This window comes from Pseudomonas sp. THAF187a, from assembly GCF_009363395.1.
GTDB classification, from domain to species: domain Bacteria; phylum Pseudomonadota; class Gammaproteobacteria; order Pseudomonadales; family Pseudomonadaceae; genus Aquipseudomonas; species Aquipseudomonas khazarica.
In genome coordinates this window covers 759,451-773,861 of sequence record NZ_CP045349.1, presented here as the reverse complement: position 1 = coordinate 773,861, position 14,411 = coordinate 759,451, and the positions used below count along the sequence as shown (strand labels likewise).

Sequence of the window (14,411 nt, the reverse complement as noted above, 5' to 3'; positions counted from 1 at the left end):
CAAACGAGCCCCCCATGTCCGAGTTGTTCAGCCTGTACCTGAAGATGCTGGTGCTCTACAGCCCCTTCTTCGTCCTCTCCTGCTTCATCGGCCTGAGCCGCGGCTACACCCTCAAGGAGCGCAAGCGCCTGGCCTGGAAAGTGGCGCTGGCAACGCTGGTCGCCAGCGTGCTGCTGTACCTGTTCGGCAAGCACATCTTCACCCTGTTCGGCATCACCATCGACGCCTTCCGCATCGGTGCGGGCTCGGTGCTGTTCATCTCCGCGCTGGGCATGGCCCAGGGCAAGTCGGCGGTACAGAGCGACAACGTGCAGCAGGACGTCACCATCGTGCCGCTGACCATTCCCATCACCGTCGGCCCCGGCACCATCGGTGCCCTGCTGCTGATGGGGGCCAGCCAGCCGCACTGGGATGACAAGCTGGTGGCGGTGGCGGCGATCCTCCTCGCCAGCCTGACCGTGGGCGTGGTGCTCTACCTGTCCAACCAGTTCGAGCGCCTGCTCGGCGACCAGGGCCTGCAGATCGTCAGCCGCCTGATGGGCCTGTTCGTCTGCGCCCTCGCCGCGCAGATCATCTTCACCGGGGTGAAGAACTACCTGGCGCCATGAAGGACCTGCCCCGGATTTCATCCGGGCTACGCCGTTGCAACGGCATTCGCGCACCACAAGCTCGCAGCTCGGCCCCGGCACGGTGCGCCCAGGCCGTGCCGGCCCCTGCCAATCCGCGCCCTGCCCCTTGAAAACAGTGGGCTGAACAGACCTGGCACCTTCGTTGCTCTGCTGATCCCAACTTGGATACAAGATGGGATCAGCACATGCTCACCGCTCCTCACGCCCTCACCCTCGGCCAATGGCAGCAGGCCTACCGCGACGGCCAGTCGCCAGCCGCACTGATCGGCGCGCTGCGCGCCGAACTCGACCACGCCGACAACGCCTGGATCGCCCTGGCCAGCGATGCCCAGCTGAGCGCGCAGCTGGAAGAACTGGCAGCCGCGCTGGACGCGGCAGCCGGTGACCTGAGCAGGTTGCCCCTGTACGGCGTGCCCTTCGCCATCAAGGACAACATCGATGCCGCCGGCTGGCCGACCACTGCCGCCTGCCCCGAGTTCGCCTACGCGGCCGCAGCCGACGCCACCGTGGTCGCCCGCCTGCGTGCGGCCGGCGCCATCCTCATCGGCAAGACCAACCTCGACCAGTTCGCCACCGGCCTGGTCGGCACCCGTTCGCCTCACGGCGCGGTGCCCAACAGCTTCGACCCGGCCTATGTCAGCGGCGGCTCCAGTTCCGGCTCGGCCAGCGTGGTCGCGCGGGGCCTGGTGCCCTTCTCGCTGGGCACCGATACCGCCGGTTCCGGCCGAGTGCCGGCAGGCTTCAACAACATCGTCGGGCTCAAGCCGACCAAGGGCTGGCTGCCCAACACCGGGCTGGTGCCGGCCTGCCGCACGCTCGACTGCATTTCAGTGTTCGCCCTGACCGTCAGCGACGCCCTGGCGGTGGCCAATATCGCCGGTGGCTACGACGCCGCCGATGCCTACAGCCGCAGCAACCCGAACAGGGCCAAGGTCGGCATGCCGGCCCGCCCACGTCTGGCGGTGCCGGCCAATCCCGAGTTCTTCGGCGACAGCCAGAACCTGGCGGTGTACAGGGCTGCACTGGACAAGCTGCAAGGGCTGGGCGCCGACCTGGTGGAAATCGATTTCGCCCCCTTCCAGCAACTGGCCGAGCAGCTTTACTACGGCTCCTGGGTTGCCGAGCGCACCGTCGCGGTGGAAGGCGTGAACCCCGAACACATCAACCCGGTGGTACGCGGCATCGTCGACAACGGCCACAAGTACAGCGCCTGCGAAGCCTACAAGGCCGAATACATCCGCGCCGAACTGAGCCGCACCATCAACGAAGTCCTGGCCGGTTTCGACGCCCTGGTGGTGCCCACCTCGCCAACCCTCCGCACCCTGGCCGAGATGGAAGCAGAACCGGTGCTGTACAACAGCCAGTTCGGCACCTACACCAACTTCACCAACCTCGCCGACCTGTCCGCCCTGGCCGTTCCGGCGGGCCTGCGCGCCGACGGTCTGCCCGCCGGCATTACCCTGATCGCCCCGGCCTGGCATGACCAGGCGCTGGCCGCCTTCGGCCAGCGCTGGCAACAGGCACTCGATCTGCCCATGGGCGCCACCGGCAAGCCGCTGCCCGCACAGACCACTCGCGACAAGCCTGCCCCCGGCAGCATTCGCGTCGCCGTGGTCGGCGCACACCTCACCGGCATGCCGCTGAACTTCCAGCTCACCACACGCGATGCCGTACTGGTGGAACAGACCCGCAGCGCCGCCCACTATCGCCTCTTCGCCCTGCCCGGCAGCGTGCCGCCCAAGCCGGGCCTGGCGCGGGTCGCCGCCGATGGCGCGGAGATCATCGTCGAGCTGTGGGATGTGCCGCAGGCACGCTTCGGCGAGTTCGTCGCGGAGATTCCGCCGCCCCTGGGCATCGGCAACCTGGAGCTGGCCGACGGTCGCTGGGTCAAGGGCTTCATTTGCGAGCCCTATGCCCTCGACGGCGCCCGCGACATCACCAGCTTCGGCGGCTGGCGCGCCTTCATCGCCAGCACCCAGGCCTGAGCCCATGTCGCGCAGCGCGCCACGTCCACCGAGCCTGGCCGAGCGTATCTACGCTCGGCTCAAGGACGACATCTTCGAGTTTCGCCTGATGCCCGGCGACCGCTTCTCCGAAGGCGAGGTCGCCGAGCGCATGAGCGCCAGCCGCACCCCCGTGCGCCAGGCCCTGCATCGCCTGCAGCGCGAGGGTTTTCTCGATGTGCACTTTCGCAGCGGCTGGCAGGTACGCCCCCTGGACTTCGCGCAGTTCGACGAGTTGTACGAGCTGCGCATCCTGCTCGAACTGGACGCCGTGCGCCGGCTTTGTCAGCGCCCCAACGATGAACAGCCCCCTGCACTGCAAGCGCTCGCGCGCACCTGGATGGTGCGCAAAGAGAATCAACTGCAGGACGGCAGCGCCGTTTCACGCCTCGACGAGGCGTTTCACTGCCAGTTGCTCGAGGCAGCCGGCAACCGCGAGATGGCCCGCGTACACCGTGAGGTCAGCGAGAAGATCCGCATTCTAAGGCGGCTGGACTTCACCCAGGCGCGGCGCATCGAGCTGACCTACGCCGAGCATGGGCAGATTCTCGAGGCAATCCTGACTCATCGCTCAGAAGAGGCACAGCAATTGCTCAAGAGCCATATAGAGGTCAGCCAGGCAGAGGTGCATTCGATCACCTTGCACAAGCTTTACGCCGCGAGACAGCGCGTGGAGCGGATGCCGGAATAACCGAGCCATGACCTTCACTGCATGACCCATAACAACGCTGTCCACTTACTCACACTTGTGAATGGAGATCGCACCATGCAACGTCGCAGCCTGATCAAGGCCTTCACCCTTTCCGCTTCCATCGCCGCCATGGGCCTGAGCTGGTCCATCCAGGCCGCCGAGACCATCAAGGTCGGCATCCTGCACTCGCTGTCCGGCACCATGGCCATTTCCGAAACGTCGCTGAAAGACATGGCGCTGATGACCATCGACGAGATCAACGCCAAGGGCGGCGTGCTCGGCAAGCAACTGGAGCCGGTGGTGGTCGACCCCGCGTCGAACTGGCCGCTGTTCGCCGAGCGCGGGCGCCAGCTGCTGACTCAGGACAAGGTCGCCGTGACCTTCGGCTGCTGGACCTCGGTGTCGCGCAAATCCGTGTTGCCGGTCTATGAAGAACTCAACGGCCTGCTGTTCTACCCCGTGCAGTACGAAGGCGAGGAAATGTCGCCGAACGTGTTCTACACCGGTGCGGCGCCAAACCAGCAGGCCATTCCGGCGGTGGAATACCTGCTCAGCGAAGACGGCGGCGGCGCCAAGCGCTTCTTCCTGCTGGGTACCGACTACGTCTACCCGCGCACCACCAACAAGATCCTGCGCGCCTTCCTGCACAGCAAGGGCATCGCCGACAAGGACATCGAAGAGGTCTACACCCCCTTCGGCCACAGCGATTACCAGACCATCGTCGCCAACATCAAGAAGTTCGCTGCGGGCGGCAAGACGGCCGTGGTCTCCACCGTCAACGGCGACTCCAACGTGCCGTTCTACAAGGAACTGGCCAACCAGGGCCTGGAAGCCACCGATGTACCGGTGGTGGCCTTCTCGGTCGGTGAAGAAGAACTGCGCGGCATCGACACCAAGCCGCTGGTCGGCCACCTGGCGGCCTGGAACTACTTCCAGTCCGTGGAGAACCCGGTCAACGACAAGTTCGTCGCCGACTGGAAAGCCTACGCCAAGGCCCAGAAGCTGCCGAACGCCGACACCGTGGTGACCAACGACCCGATGGAAGCCACCTACGTGGGTATCCACATGTGGGCCCAGGCCGTCGAGAAGGCCGGCACCACCGACGTCGACAAGGTTCGCGAGGCCATGGCCGGCCAGGAGTTCGCCGCGCCGAGCGGTTTCACCCTGAAGATGGACGAGAAGAACCACCACCTGCACAAGCCGGTGATGATCGGCGAAATCCAGGATGACGGTCAGTTCTCCGTGGTCTGGGAGACCGAGGGGCCGATCCGCGCCCAGCCGTGGAGCCCGTACATCGAAGGCAACGACAAGAAAGCCGACACCCCAGTGAAGTCGAACTAAGGCAAAAGCCCCTCTCCCCCAGCCCCTCTCCCGCCAAGCTGGAGAGGGGAGACACGCTGCACGCAGCGATGCACTGCAGCGTACCGGTCCCCTCTCCCCCTTTCTTTCATGAAGAGAGGCAGAGGGCCAGGGAGAGGGCCGCCGTAGCCCGGATGCACGTCCGGGACGCTCACCCCGGATTGCATCCGGGCTACGCCAAGGACACCTTATGCCCACTGCCCTTACCCGAATTCTCCTCAGCCTGCTGCTGTTGCTGCCACTGGCCGCGACGGCTGGCGAGGCCGACGATTTCGCCGCAGCCAACGCCAGCAAGCAGGCCAAGCTCCTGCAAGGCTGGGCGGCAGCCCCCACCATCGAGCGCATGCCGCTGCTGCAGGCCCTGCAGCAGGGTCGCGTCGCCAGCGATGCCGACAAGCGCGCCTTCATCGATCAGGACGGCGCCTGGCAGGCCGCCGTTGGCGAGGGTGAAGCCAACGGCACACCACGCAAGCTGCGCCTGAACAATCGCCTGCGCGGCCTGATCGGCGTGGCCGTCGCCAGCCATCAGCTGCTCGACGACGCCGCCGCCGTGCGCCTCGAGGCAGCCCGGCAACTGCAACGCAACACACCGCCCACCCTGCTGCCGCTGCTGGAGAGCCGCCTGAGCATCGAAGCGGACGACGCGGTGCAGGACGCCATCACCCTGGCCCTGGCCAACCTGCAGCTGAGTGACGCCGACCCGGCGGTGCGCCTGGCGGCGGTCAAGCGCCTGGGGCAGACCGGCGACCCGCAGGCGCGTACCCGCCTGCAAGGTCTGCTCGACGGCGACGAAAGCGACGCCGACGTGCGCGCCGCAGCCGAGCAGAGCCTGGCACAGGTGAAGAACAAACTGCTGATCGGCGAGCTGCTCGGCCAGGCGTTCAGCGGCCTGTCGCTGGGCTCGATCCTGCTGCTCGCGGCGCTCGGCCTGGCCATCACCTTCGGCCTGCTCGGGGTGATCAACATGGCCCACGGCGAGATGCTGATGCTCGGCGCCTACACCACCTACGTGGTGCAGCTGGCCTTCCAGAAGCTCGCCCCCGGCTACCTCGAACTCTATCCGCTGGCGGCGCTGCCAATCGCCTTCCTGGTCACCGCCTGCATCGGCATGGCGCTGGAGCGCACGGTGATTCGCCATCTCTACGGCCGCCCGCTGGAAACCCTGCTGGCCACCTGGGGCATCAGCCTGATCCTGATCCAGCTGGTGCGCGTCACCTTCGGTGCGCAGAACGTCGAGGTGGCCAACCCGGCCTGGCTGTCCGGCGGCGTGCAGGTGCTGCCGAACCTGGTGCTGCCGTACAACCGCATCGTCATCATCGGCTTCGCGCTGTTTGTCGTGGTCCTTACCTGGTTGCTGCTGAACCGGACGCGCCTGGGCCTGAACGTGCGCGCGGTGACGCAGAACCGCAACATGGCCGCCTGCTGCGGCGTGCCCACCGGTCGCGTGGACATGCTGGCCTTCGGTCTCGGCTCGGGCATCGCCGGCCTCGGCGGTGTCGCCCTGAGTCAGATCGGCAACGTCGGCCCCGATCTCGGCCAGAGCTACATCATCGACTCCTTCCTGGTGGTGGTGCTCGGCGGCGTCGGCCAACTGGCCGGCAGCGTGCTGGCCGCCTTCGGCCTGGGCGTGGTGAACAAGTTCCTCGAACCGCAGATCGGCGCCGTGCTCGGCAAGATCCTCATCCTCGCGTTGATCATCCTGTTCATCCAGAAACGTCCGCAAGGCCTCTTCGCGCTCAAGGGCCGGGTGATCGACTGATGGTGGCGCCATCGACCGTGGGGCGGGTGAAACCCGCCACCCCGAGCGGGCCATCGCTGCAGCGGCGGGTTGCACCCGCCCTACGCCAATAAAGAATGAGTGATCGACTGATGAATGCGCTAAACCAAACCTTGCTGGCCCGCGCCAGCGCCAAGCTCGGCCCCCGCGTCTGCATGGCCGTCGGCGTGCTGGTACTGGCGCTGCTGCTGGCCATGCCTCTGCTGCACCTGCTGCCGGCCGAGCATGCCCTGCATGTGACGGCCTACAGCCTGACCCTGGTGGGCAAGATCCTCTGCTACGCCATCGTCGCCCTGGCGCTGGATCTGGTCTGGGGCTACGCCGGCATGCTGTCGCTGGGCCACGGCCTGTTCTTCGCCCTCGGCGGCTACGCCATGGGCATGTACCTGATGCGCGAAGCCGCCGGTGACGGCCTGCCGGCGTTCATGAGCTTCCTCGCCTGGAACGAGCTGCCCTGGTACTGGTACGGCACCTCCAGCTTCCTCTGGGCCATGTGCCTGGTGGTACTGGCGCCCGGCCTGCTGGCCCTGGTGTTCGGCTTCTTCGCCTTCCGCTCGCGGATCAAGGGCGTGTATTTCTCGATCATGACCCAGGCGCTGACCTTCGCCGGCATGCTGCTGTTCTTCCGCAACGAGACCGGCTTCGGCGGCAACAACGGCTTCACCGGCTTCACCCGCATCCTCGGCTTCGACATCACCGCGCAGGGCACCCGCGCCGCGCTGTTCTTCGCCACCGTGCTGCTGCTGGTCGCCAGCCTGTACCTGGGCTTTCGCCTGGCACGCAGCAAGTTCGGCCGGGTGCTCACGGCCCTGCGCGACGCCGAGAATCGCCTGATGTTCTGCGGTTACGATCCGCGCGGCTACAAGCTGTTCATCTGGGTGCTATCCGCCGTGCTGTGCGGCCTGGCCGGGGCGCTGTACGTGCCGCAGGTGGGCATCATCAACCCCAGCGAAATGGCGCCGACGCAGTCCATCGAAGCGGCCGTGTGGGTCGCCCTCGGCGGGCGCGGCACGCTGATCGGCCCGCTGCTCGGCGCTGGCCTGGTGAACGGCATGAAGAGCTGGTTCACCGTGGCCTTCCCCGAGTACTGGCTGTTCGCCCTGGGCGCCCTGTTCATCGTCGTCACCCTGTTCCTGCCGCGAGGCGTCGTCGGCCTGCTGCAGAGGAAGTCATCATGATCGCTACTGCACTTTCCATCTGCGGCGTTGCGCGGTGCCCGCTCCTCAGCGTACCCACTCGTACTGCTTCGTCGCTGCGCGCCTCGCGCCTTGCAGCTGAAAATGCTCGCGACGCGCTCCTGACGACCTCCACGGAGAAGGATCAATGAGAGCTACTCCGGTACCCGAAACCATGCTCGAAGCCGCTTTCGACCCCACCGGCCTGTCGCTGGACACCGGCAAGACCGTCGGCAAGGGCGTCAATGTCCGTCACGGCACCATCCTCACCCTGGAAGACATCAACGTCAGCTTCGATGGTTTTCGTGCGCTGACCGACCTGACCCTGTACATCGGTGTCGGCGAGCTGCGCTGCATCATCGGCCCCAACGGCGCCGGCAAGACCACCATGATGGACGTGATCACCGGCAAGACCCGCCCGGACAACGGCGTGGCCTACTTCGGCGAACAGTACGACCTGACCGCCATGAGCGAGGTGGAGATCGCCCAGGCCGGCATCGGCCGCAAGTTCCAGAAACCCACGGTATTCGAGGCACTGTCGGTGTTCGAGAACCTGGAGCTGGCGCAGAAGACCAACAAGTCGGTGTGGGCCAGCCTGCGCGCCAGGCTAAGCGGCGAACAGAAGGACCGCATCGAAGACGTGCTCACCACCATCCGCCTGGAAAGTTCGCGCCACCGTCCGGCTGGCCTGCTCTCCCATGGCCAGAAGCAGTTCCTGGAAATCGGCATGCTGCTGATGCAGGAGCCGCACCTGTTGCTGCTCGATGAACCGGTGGCCGGCATGACCGACGCCGAGACCGAGTTCACCGCCGAGCTGTTCAAGTCACTGGCGCGCAAGCACTCGCTGATGGTGGTGGAACACGACATGGGCTTCGTCGGCTCGATCGCCGACCACGTCACCGTGTTGCACCAGGGCAGCGTGCTGGCCGAAGGCTCGCTGGAGCAGGTGCAGAACGACGAGCGGGTGATCGAGGTTTATCTGGGGCGCTGACGCGCCAGCTGCAAGCCTCAAGCCGCTTTTACTTGTGGCTTGCAGCTTGAAGCCTGCAGCTCCAAGAACGAGGAATTGAGTCATGCTCCAAGTCCAACAACTGCATCAGTACTACGGCGGCAGCCACATCCTGCGCGGGCTGTCGTTCGACGTGAAGGTCGGCGAGGTCACCTGCCTGCTCGGCCGCAACGGCGTGGGCAAGACCACCCTGCTCAAGTGCCTGATGGGCCTGATCCCGGCCAAGGACGGCAGCGTGCAATGGGAAGGCAAGGCCATCACCGGCTTCAAGCCGCACCAGCGGGTGCACGCCGGCATCGCCTACGTTCCACAGGGACGCGAGATCTTCGGCCGCCTGACCGTGGAGGAGAACCTGCTGATGGGCCTGTCGCGGTTTCCCGGCAGCCAGGCCAAGGTCGTCCCGGAATTCATCTACGAGCTGTTCCCGGTGCTGCGCGAGATGAAGCAGCGGCGTGGCGGCGACCTCTCCGGCGGCCAGCAGCAACAGCTGGCCATCGGCCGTGCCCTGGCCAGCCAGCCACGCCTGCTGATCCTCGACGAACCCACCGAGGGCATCCAGCCCTCGGTGATCAAGGAAATCGGCGCGGTGATCCGCAAACTGGCCGAGCGCGGCGACATGGCCATCCTGCTGGTCGAGCAGTTCTACGACTTCGCCGCCGAACTGGCCGACCAGTACCTGGTGATGAGCCGTGGCGAGATCGTCCAGCAGGGCCGTGGCGAGAACATGGAAACCGAGGGCGTACGCGGCTTGGTGGCGATCTGAGGCAGGTCGCGGGCGGTGCGCAGCGACGCCTGACACCGCGGCATCATCTGTGCGACAGTACCGGCCTGCCCTTACCGGCGGGCCTCCAGGCGCTCACCGCAGCGACCCGAGGCCGCCCGCCCCGGTAACCAGGGCCAGTGGCGAACGCCGTGTGTGCCTCGCCCCACGCCAAGCCCCGACTGCCGGGGCCAGCGCCGCGTCACCCTCCACTCCAGAACCTGCACAGGACACCCCATGAGCAACGTGATCTTCATCACCGGCGCCACCTCCGGCTTCGGCCGCGCCGCCGCCCGCCGTTTCGCCGAGGCCGGCTGGTCGCTGGTACTTTCCGGTCGCCGCGAGGAGCGCCTGCAGGCGCTGCGAGACGAACTGGCAGCCAAGGTTCCCGTGCACATCGCCACCCTCGACGTGCGTGACGCAGAGGCCGTGCAAGGAATGGTCGATGCCTTGCCGGAGGCCTTCCGCAAGGTCACCGTGCTGCTCAACAACGCCGGCCTGGCCCTGGCCCCCGAACCGGCGCAGAAGGTGGCCCTGCAGGACTGGCACACCATGATCGACACCAACGTCACCGGCCTGGTCAACGTCACCCATGCCGTACTGCCGCTGCTGCTGGAAACCGGCAAGGGCACCAGCATCATCAATATCGGCTCGGTCGCCGGCGAGTGGCCCTACCCGGGCGGCCACGTGTACGGCGCCACCAAGGCCTTCGTCAAACAGTTCGGTTTCAACCTGCGCTGCGATCTGGTCAGCACCGGCGTGCGCGTTACCGACATCGCGCCCGGCATGGCCGAAACCGAGTTCACCCTGGTCCGCACCAAGGGCAACCAGGCTGCTTCCGACGCGCTGTACAGCACCACCACGCCGCTCAGCGCCGAGGACATCGCCGAGCAGATCTTCTACGTGGCCACCCTGCCCGCGCACATCAACATCAACCGCCTGGAAATCATGCCAAGCCGTCAGGCCTGGTCGTCCTTCGCCGTGGATCGCGACTGACCCGCCCGGCGCCGACCGCTTCAGGCCGGCGCCCGCAACGGCGCACCGAATTGGTTCAGGGCACGCCTCTTGCTTGCCCACTCGGTCAACTATCGAGTGGAATCCCTGCCCCACCATGAATCTGCCTGCAGCCCTGTTCACGCCAAGCTGGCCCGCCGAACTGGAACTGGCCTACGCACGCCATGGCGAGCGCACCACCCCGGTGCAGAGGCGCCACCTCGGCCCACTTAGGGTGCAGAAGCACCTGTATGCCGAAGGGCCGCAGGTCTGCCAGCACATCATCGTGCACCCGCCCGGTGGAATCGCCGGCGGCGACCGCCTGGACATCTCGGCAGACGCCGGGGAGAACACCTGGGTGCAGCTCACCAGCCCGGGCGCAGCCAAGTGGTATCGCGCCAGCGAGGTGGCCCGCCAGGATCTGCGCCTGAGCGTTGCGGCCGGCGCCACCCTGGAGTGGCTGCCGCAGGAAACCATCCTCTATGCCGGCACCCAGGCCGAGCTGCACACGCAGATCGAGCTGCAGGGCGATGCCCGGCTGTTCTACTGGGACATCATCGCCCTCGGCCGCCCGGCCGCCGACGAGCGCTTCGGCAGCGGCCATTTCCAGGCCGCGCTGGACATCCGCCGCGACGGCAAGCTGCTGTGGCACGAGCGCCAGCGGGTCACGGGCGACGACGGCCTGCTCGACTCGCCGCTCGGCCTCGATGGCCAGCCGGTATTCGCCACCCTGCTGGTCAGCGGCGAGGTGCCCGGCGAGCTGCTGGAGCGCTGCCGTGAAGTGCAGGTCGCGGGCGTACGTGGCGATCTCAGCCAGTTGTCCGGGCTGTTGATCGCACGCTGCCTGGCCAGCGAAGCGCTCAAGGCCCGCGCCTGGCTGATCGCCCTGTGGCGCCTGCTGCGACCGGCGCTGCTCGGCCGCGAAGCCGTGCCGCCACGGATCTGGAGTACCTGAGCGGATGAACATTCAGCCATCGCTGGCCACCCACCACTTTCGCCACGCAGGGCTGCCCTGCCACGCCATCTGACTGGAGTTCTCATGGACCTATCGCCAAGAGAGAAAGACAAGCTGCTGATCTTCACCGCCGGCCTGGTGGCCGAGCGTCGCCTGGCCCGAGGGGTAAAGCTGAACTACCCGGAGGCCATGGCCTACATCTCCGCGGCACTGCTCGAAGGCGCGCGCGATGGGCAGACCGTCGCCGAGCTGATGCATTTCGGCACCACCCTGCTGAGCCGCGACCAGGTGATGGAAGGCGTGCCGGAGATGATCCCGGAAATCCAGATCGAAGCCACGTTCCCCGACGGTACCAAACTGGTCACCGTCCACCAGCCGATCGCCTGAGCATGAATTACTCGATCATGGACGCCAGCGAAGCCGACCTGCCCGGCATCCTGGCCATATACAACGACGCGGTGGAGTTCACCACGGCGATCTGGAACGAAACGCTGGTGGACCTGGCCAACCGACGCGCCTGGCTGGCCGAGCGCACGGCCAGCGGCTTTCCCGTGCTGGTGGCGCGCGACGCCGACGACGAGGTGCTCGGCTATGCCAGCTATGGCACCTGGCGCAGCATCGAGGGCTTTCGTCAGACCGTCGAGCATTCGGTCTACGTGCGCGCCGACCAGCGTGGCCGTGGCCTTGGCCCGGCCCTGATGCAGGCGCTGATCGCGCGCGCCCGCGCCGCCGAGCTGCACGTCATGGTCGCTGCCATCGAGTCCGAGAACAGCGCCTCGATCCGCCTGCACCAGCGCCTCGGCTTCGTCACCACGGGGCAGATGCCCCAGGTCGGCCGCAAGTTCGGGCGCTGGCTGGACCTGACTTTCATGCAACTGATTCTGGAGTGAGCACCTGATGATTCCCGGCGAATACCAGATTGCCGACGGCGAGATCGAGCTCAATGCCGGTCGCCGCACCCTGACCCTGTCCGTGGCCAACAGTGGCGACCGTCCCGTGCAGGTCGGCTCGCACTACCACTTCTTCGAAACCAACGATGCGCTGCTGTTCGACCGCGTGGCGACGCGCGGCATGCGCCTGAACATTCCGGCCGGCACGGCGGTGCGCTTCGAGCCGGGGCAGAGCCGCGAGGTGGAGCTGGTCGAGCTGAGCGGCGCGCGCCGCGTGTTCGGCTTCGCCGGGCACGTGATGGGCGACCTGGATTGAGGTGAGGTTTGTAGGAGCGGCTCTAGCCGCGATAACGGTTTCGCGGCTAAAGCCGCTCCTGCAGAAGAACCGCAGCGCCTCATGCCCTGACAGACAGAAAGACAAACACGCGCCAGCCTTCGCACCACAAGGGAAGCGAATATGAAAATCAGCAGACAAGCCTACGCCGACATGTTCGGCCCCACCGTCGGCGACAAGGTGCGCCTGGCCGATACCGACCTGTGGATCGAAGTGGAGAAGGACTTCACCACCTACGGTGAAGAAGTGAAGTTCGGCGGCGGCAAGGTGATCCGCGACGGCATGGGCCAGGGCCAGCTGTGCGCCGCCGATGTGGTCGACACCCTGATCACCAACGCGCTGATCATCGACCACTGGGGCATCGTCAAGGCCGACGTCGGCCTCAAGGACGGGCGTATCGCCGCGATCGGCAAGGCCGGCAACCCGGACATCCAGCCCGATGTGAGCATCGCCATCGGCGCCGGTACCGAGGTGATCGCCGGGGAAGGCATGATCCTCACCGCCGGCGGCATCGACACCCACATCCACTTCATCTGCCCGCAGCAGATCGAAGAAGCGCTGATGAGCGGCGTCACCACCATGATCGGTGGCGGCACCGGGCCGGCCACCGGCACCAACGCCACCACCTGCACCTCGGGCCCCTGGCACATGGCGCGCATGCTGCAGGCCGCCGATGCCTTCCCGATGAACCTCGGCTTCACCGGCAAGGGCAACGCCTCGCTGCCGGAGCCGCTGATCGAACAGGTCAAGGCCGGCGCCATCGGTCTCAAGCTGCACGAAGACTGGGGCACCACCCCGGCGGCCATCGACAACTGCCTGAGCGTGGCCGACCAGTACGACGTGCAGGTGGCGATCCACACCGACACCCTGAACGAGTCGGGTTTCGTCGAAACCACACTCGGCGCCTTTAAGGGCCGCACCATCCACACCTACCACACCGAGGGTGCCGGTGGCGGCCACGCGCCGGACATCATCAAGGCCTGCGGCTTCCCCAACGTGCTGCCGTCGTCGACCAACCCGACCCGGCCGTTCACCAAGAACACCATCGACGAGCACCTGGACATGCTCATGGTCTGCCACCACCTCGACCCGAGCATCGCCGAGGACGTGGCCTTCGCCGAAAGCCGCATTCGCCGCGAGACCATCGCCGCCGAAGACATCCTGCATGACCTCGGCGCGTTCAGCATGATCAGCTCCGACAGCCAGGCCATGGGCCGTGTCGGCGAAGTGATCACCCGTACCTGGCAGACCGCCGACAAGATGAAGCAGCAGCGCGGCCCGCTGCCCGAGGATGCCCCGGGCAACGACAACTTCCGCGCCAAACGCTACATCGCCAAGTACACCATCAACCCGGCGATCACCCACGGCATCAGCCACGAGGTCGGCTCCATCGAAGTCGGCAAGTGGGCCGACCTGGTGCTCTGGCGTCCGGCCTTCTTCGGGGTGAAACCGACGCTGATCCTCAAGGGTGGAGCCATTGCCGCCAGCCTGATGGGCGACGCCAACGCCTCGATCCCGACGCCGCAACCGGTGCACTACCGGCCGATGTTCGCCAGCTATGCCGGCAGCCGCCACGCCACCAGCATCACCTTCATCAGCCAGGCGGCATTCGACGCCGGCGTGCCGCAGCAGCTTGGTTTGCAGAAGCAGATCGGCGTGGTCAAAGGCTGCCGCGAGGTGCAGAAGACCGACCTGATCCACAACGGCTACCTGCCGAGCATCGAGGTCGACGCGCAGAACTACCAGGTTAAGGCCGACGGCCAGTTGCTCTGGTGCGAACCGGCCGAGGTGCTGCCGATGGCGCAGCGTTACTTCCTGTTCTGATTCGCTGGCGGA

The 14,411-nt window shown here is 66.5% G+C and carries 14 protein-coding genes; all 14 read left to right on the top strand.

All coding sequences use genetic code 11. The features are described 5' to 3' along the window. The first annotated feature begins 14 nt into the window (after positions 1-14). The 14 genes from FIV02_RS03545 (at position 15) to ureC (ending at position 14,399) form a co-directional block, all read left to right on the top strand. A complete protein-coding gene (locus tag FIV02_RS03545) occupies positions 15-608 on the top strand; it encodes a MarC family protein (RefSeq protein ID WP_037052568.1) in 594 nt (197 codons plus the stop codon). A 206-nt stretch (positions 609-814) separates the two neighbouring features. Further along, the gene (gene atzF, locus FIV02_RS03540; RefSeq protein ID WP_152487811.1) at positions 815-2,614 is read left to right on the top strand and encodes an allophanate hydrolase; all 1,800 of its coding nucleotides are present in this window, start codon (positions 815-817) and stop codon (positions 2,612-2,614) included. A 4-nt stretch (positions 2,615-2,618) separates the two neighbouring features. After that, positions 2,619-3,323, top strand: coding sequence for a GntR family transcriptional regulator (locus tag FIV02_RS03535; protein ID WP_150607951.1), 705 nt, complete (start codon positions 2,619-2,621; stop codon positions 3,321-3,323). Positions 3,324-3,398: 75 nt separating this feature from the next. After that, positions 3,399-4,664, top strand: coding sequence for an urea ABC transporter substrate-binding protein (urtA, locus tag FIV02_RS03530; protein WP_152487810.1), 1,266 nt, complete (start codon positions 3,399-3,401; stop codon positions 4,662-4,664). Positions 4,665-4,872: 208 nt separating this feature from the next. Further along, on the top strand, positions 4,873-6,441 hold the full coding sequence (gene urtB, locus FIV02_RS03525; protein ID WP_152487809.1) for an urea ABC transporter permease subunit UrtB: 1,569 nt from the start codon (positions 4,873-4,875) through the stop codon (positions 6,439-6,441). Positions 6,442-6,614: 173 nt separating this feature from the next. Then, positions 6,615-7,637, top strand: a complete 1,023-nt coding sequence (gene urtC, locus FIV02_RS03520; protein WP_371923262.1) for an urea ABC transporter permease subunit UrtC — start codon at positions 6,615-6,617, stop codon at positions 7,635-7,637. 145 nt (positions 7,638-7,782) lie between these two features. Beyond that, on the top strand, positions 7,783-8,625 hold the full coding sequence (gene urtD / locus FIV02_RS03515; RefSeq protein ID WP_152487808.1) for an urea ABC transporter ATP-binding protein UrtD: 843 nt from the start codon (positions 7,783-7,785) through the stop codon (positions 8,623-8,625). Between the two features lie 82 nt (positions 8,626-8,707). Then, the gene (gene urtE / locus FIV02_RS03510; protein ID WP_047589864.1) at positions 8,708-9,406 is read left to right on the top strand and encodes an urea ABC transporter ATP-binding subunit UrtE; all 699 of its coding nucleotides are present in this window, start codon (positions 8,708-8,710) and stop codon (positions 9,404-9,406) included. A 234-nt stretch (positions 9,407-9,640) separates the two neighbouring features. Then, positions 9,641-10,399, top strand: a complete 759-nt coding sequence (locus FIV02_RS03505) for an SDR family NAD(P)-dependent oxidoreductase (RefSeq protein WP_037052541.1) — start codon at positions 9,641-9,643, stop codon at positions 10,397-10,399. Positions 10,400-10,514: 115 nt separating this feature from the next. Continuing rightward, entirely contained in the window at positions 10,515-11,351 is an 837-nt protein-coding gene (locus FIV02_RS03500; protein WP_152487807.1) for an urease accessory protein UreD, read from the top strand. An 84-nt stretch (positions 11,352-11,435) separates the two neighbouring features. Next, the gene (gene ureA / locus FIV02_RS03495) at positions 11,436-11,738 is read left to right on the top strand and encodes an urease subunit gamma (protein ID WP_017678731.1); all 303 of its coding nucleotides are present in this window, start codon (positions 11,436-11,438) and stop codon (positions 11,736-11,738) included. Between the two features lie 2 nt (positions 11,739-11,740). Then, a complete protein-coding gene (locus FIV02_RS03490) occupies positions 11,741-12,241 on the top strand; it encodes a GNAT family N-acetyltransferase (protein WP_152487806.1) in 501 nt (166 codons plus the stop codon). Between the two features lie 7 nt (positions 12,242-12,248). Further along, on the top strand, positions 12,249-12,557 hold the full coding sequence (locus FIV02_RS03485) for an urease subunit beta (RefSeq protein WP_152487805.1): 309 nt from the start codon (positions 12,249-12,251) through the stop codon (positions 12,555-12,557). Between the two features lie 141 nt (positions 12,558-12,698). Beyond that, entirely contained in the window at positions 12,699-14,399 is a 1,701-nt protein-coding gene (ureC, locus tag FIV02_RS03480) for an urease subunit alpha (RefSeq protein WP_037052527.1), read from the top strand. Positions 14,400-14,411: the final 12 nt, after the last annotated feature.

What these genes read in the sequence shown, in the direction of transcription:
- FIV02_RS03545 (WP_037052568.1), top strand. Translation starts at nt 15, where the DNA reads ATGTCCGAGTTGTTCAGCCTGTACCTGAAGATGCTGGTGCTCTACAGC.
- atzF (WP_152487811.1), top strand. Translation starts at nt 815, where the DNA reads ATGCTCACCGCTCCTCACGCCCTCACCCTCGGCCAATGGCAGCAGGCC.
- FIV02_RS03535 (WP_150607951.1), top strand. Translation starts at nt 2,619, where the DNA reads ATGTCGCGCAGCGCGCCACGTCCACCGAGCCTGGCCGAGCGTATCTAC.
- urtA (WP_152487810.1), top strand. Translation starts at nt 3,399, where the DNA reads ATGCAACGTCGCAGCCTGATCAAGGCCTTCACCCTTTCCGCTTCCATC.
- urtB (WP_152487809.1), top strand. Translation starts at nt 4,873, where the DNA reads ATGCCCACTGCCCTTACCCGAATTCTCCTCAGCCTGCTGCTGTTGCTG.
- urtC (WP_371923262.1), top strand. Translation starts at nt 6,615, where the DNA reads ATGGCCGTCGGCGTGCTGGTACTGGCGCTGCTGCTGGCCATGCCTCTG.
- urtD (WP_152487808.1), top strand. Translation starts at nt 7,783, where the DNA reads ATGAGAGCTACTCCGGTACCCGAAACCATGCTCGAAGCCGCTTTCGAC.
- urtE (WP_047589864.1), top strand. Translation starts at nt 8,708, where the DNA reads ATGCTCCAAGTCCAACAACTGCATCAGTACTACGGCGGCAGCCACATC.
- FIV02_RS03505 (WP_037052541.1), top strand. Translation starts at nt 9,641, where the DNA reads ATGAGCAACGTGATCTTCATCACCGGCGCCACCTCCGGCTTCGGCCGC.
- FIV02_RS03500 (WP_152487807.1), top strand. Translation starts at nt 10,515, where the DNA reads ATGAATCTGCCTGCAGCCCTGTTCACGCCAAGCTGGCCCGCCGAACTG.
- ureA (WP_017678731.1), top strand. Translation starts at nt 11,436, where the DNA reads ATGGACCTATCGCCAAGAGAGAAAGACAAGCTGCTGATCTTCACCGCC.
- FIV02_RS03490 (WP_152487806.1), top strand. Translation starts at nt 11,741, where the DNA reads ATGAATTACTCGATCATGGACGCCAGCGAAGCCGACCTGCCCGGCATC.
- FIV02_RS03485 (WP_152487805.1), top strand. Translation starts at nt 12,249, where the DNA reads ATGATTCCCGGCGAATACCAGATTGCCGACGGCGAGATCGAGCTCAAT.
- ureC (WP_037052527.1), top strand. Translation starts at nt 12,699, where the DNA reads ATGAAAATCAGCAGACAAGCCTACGCCGACATGTTCGGCCCCACCGTC.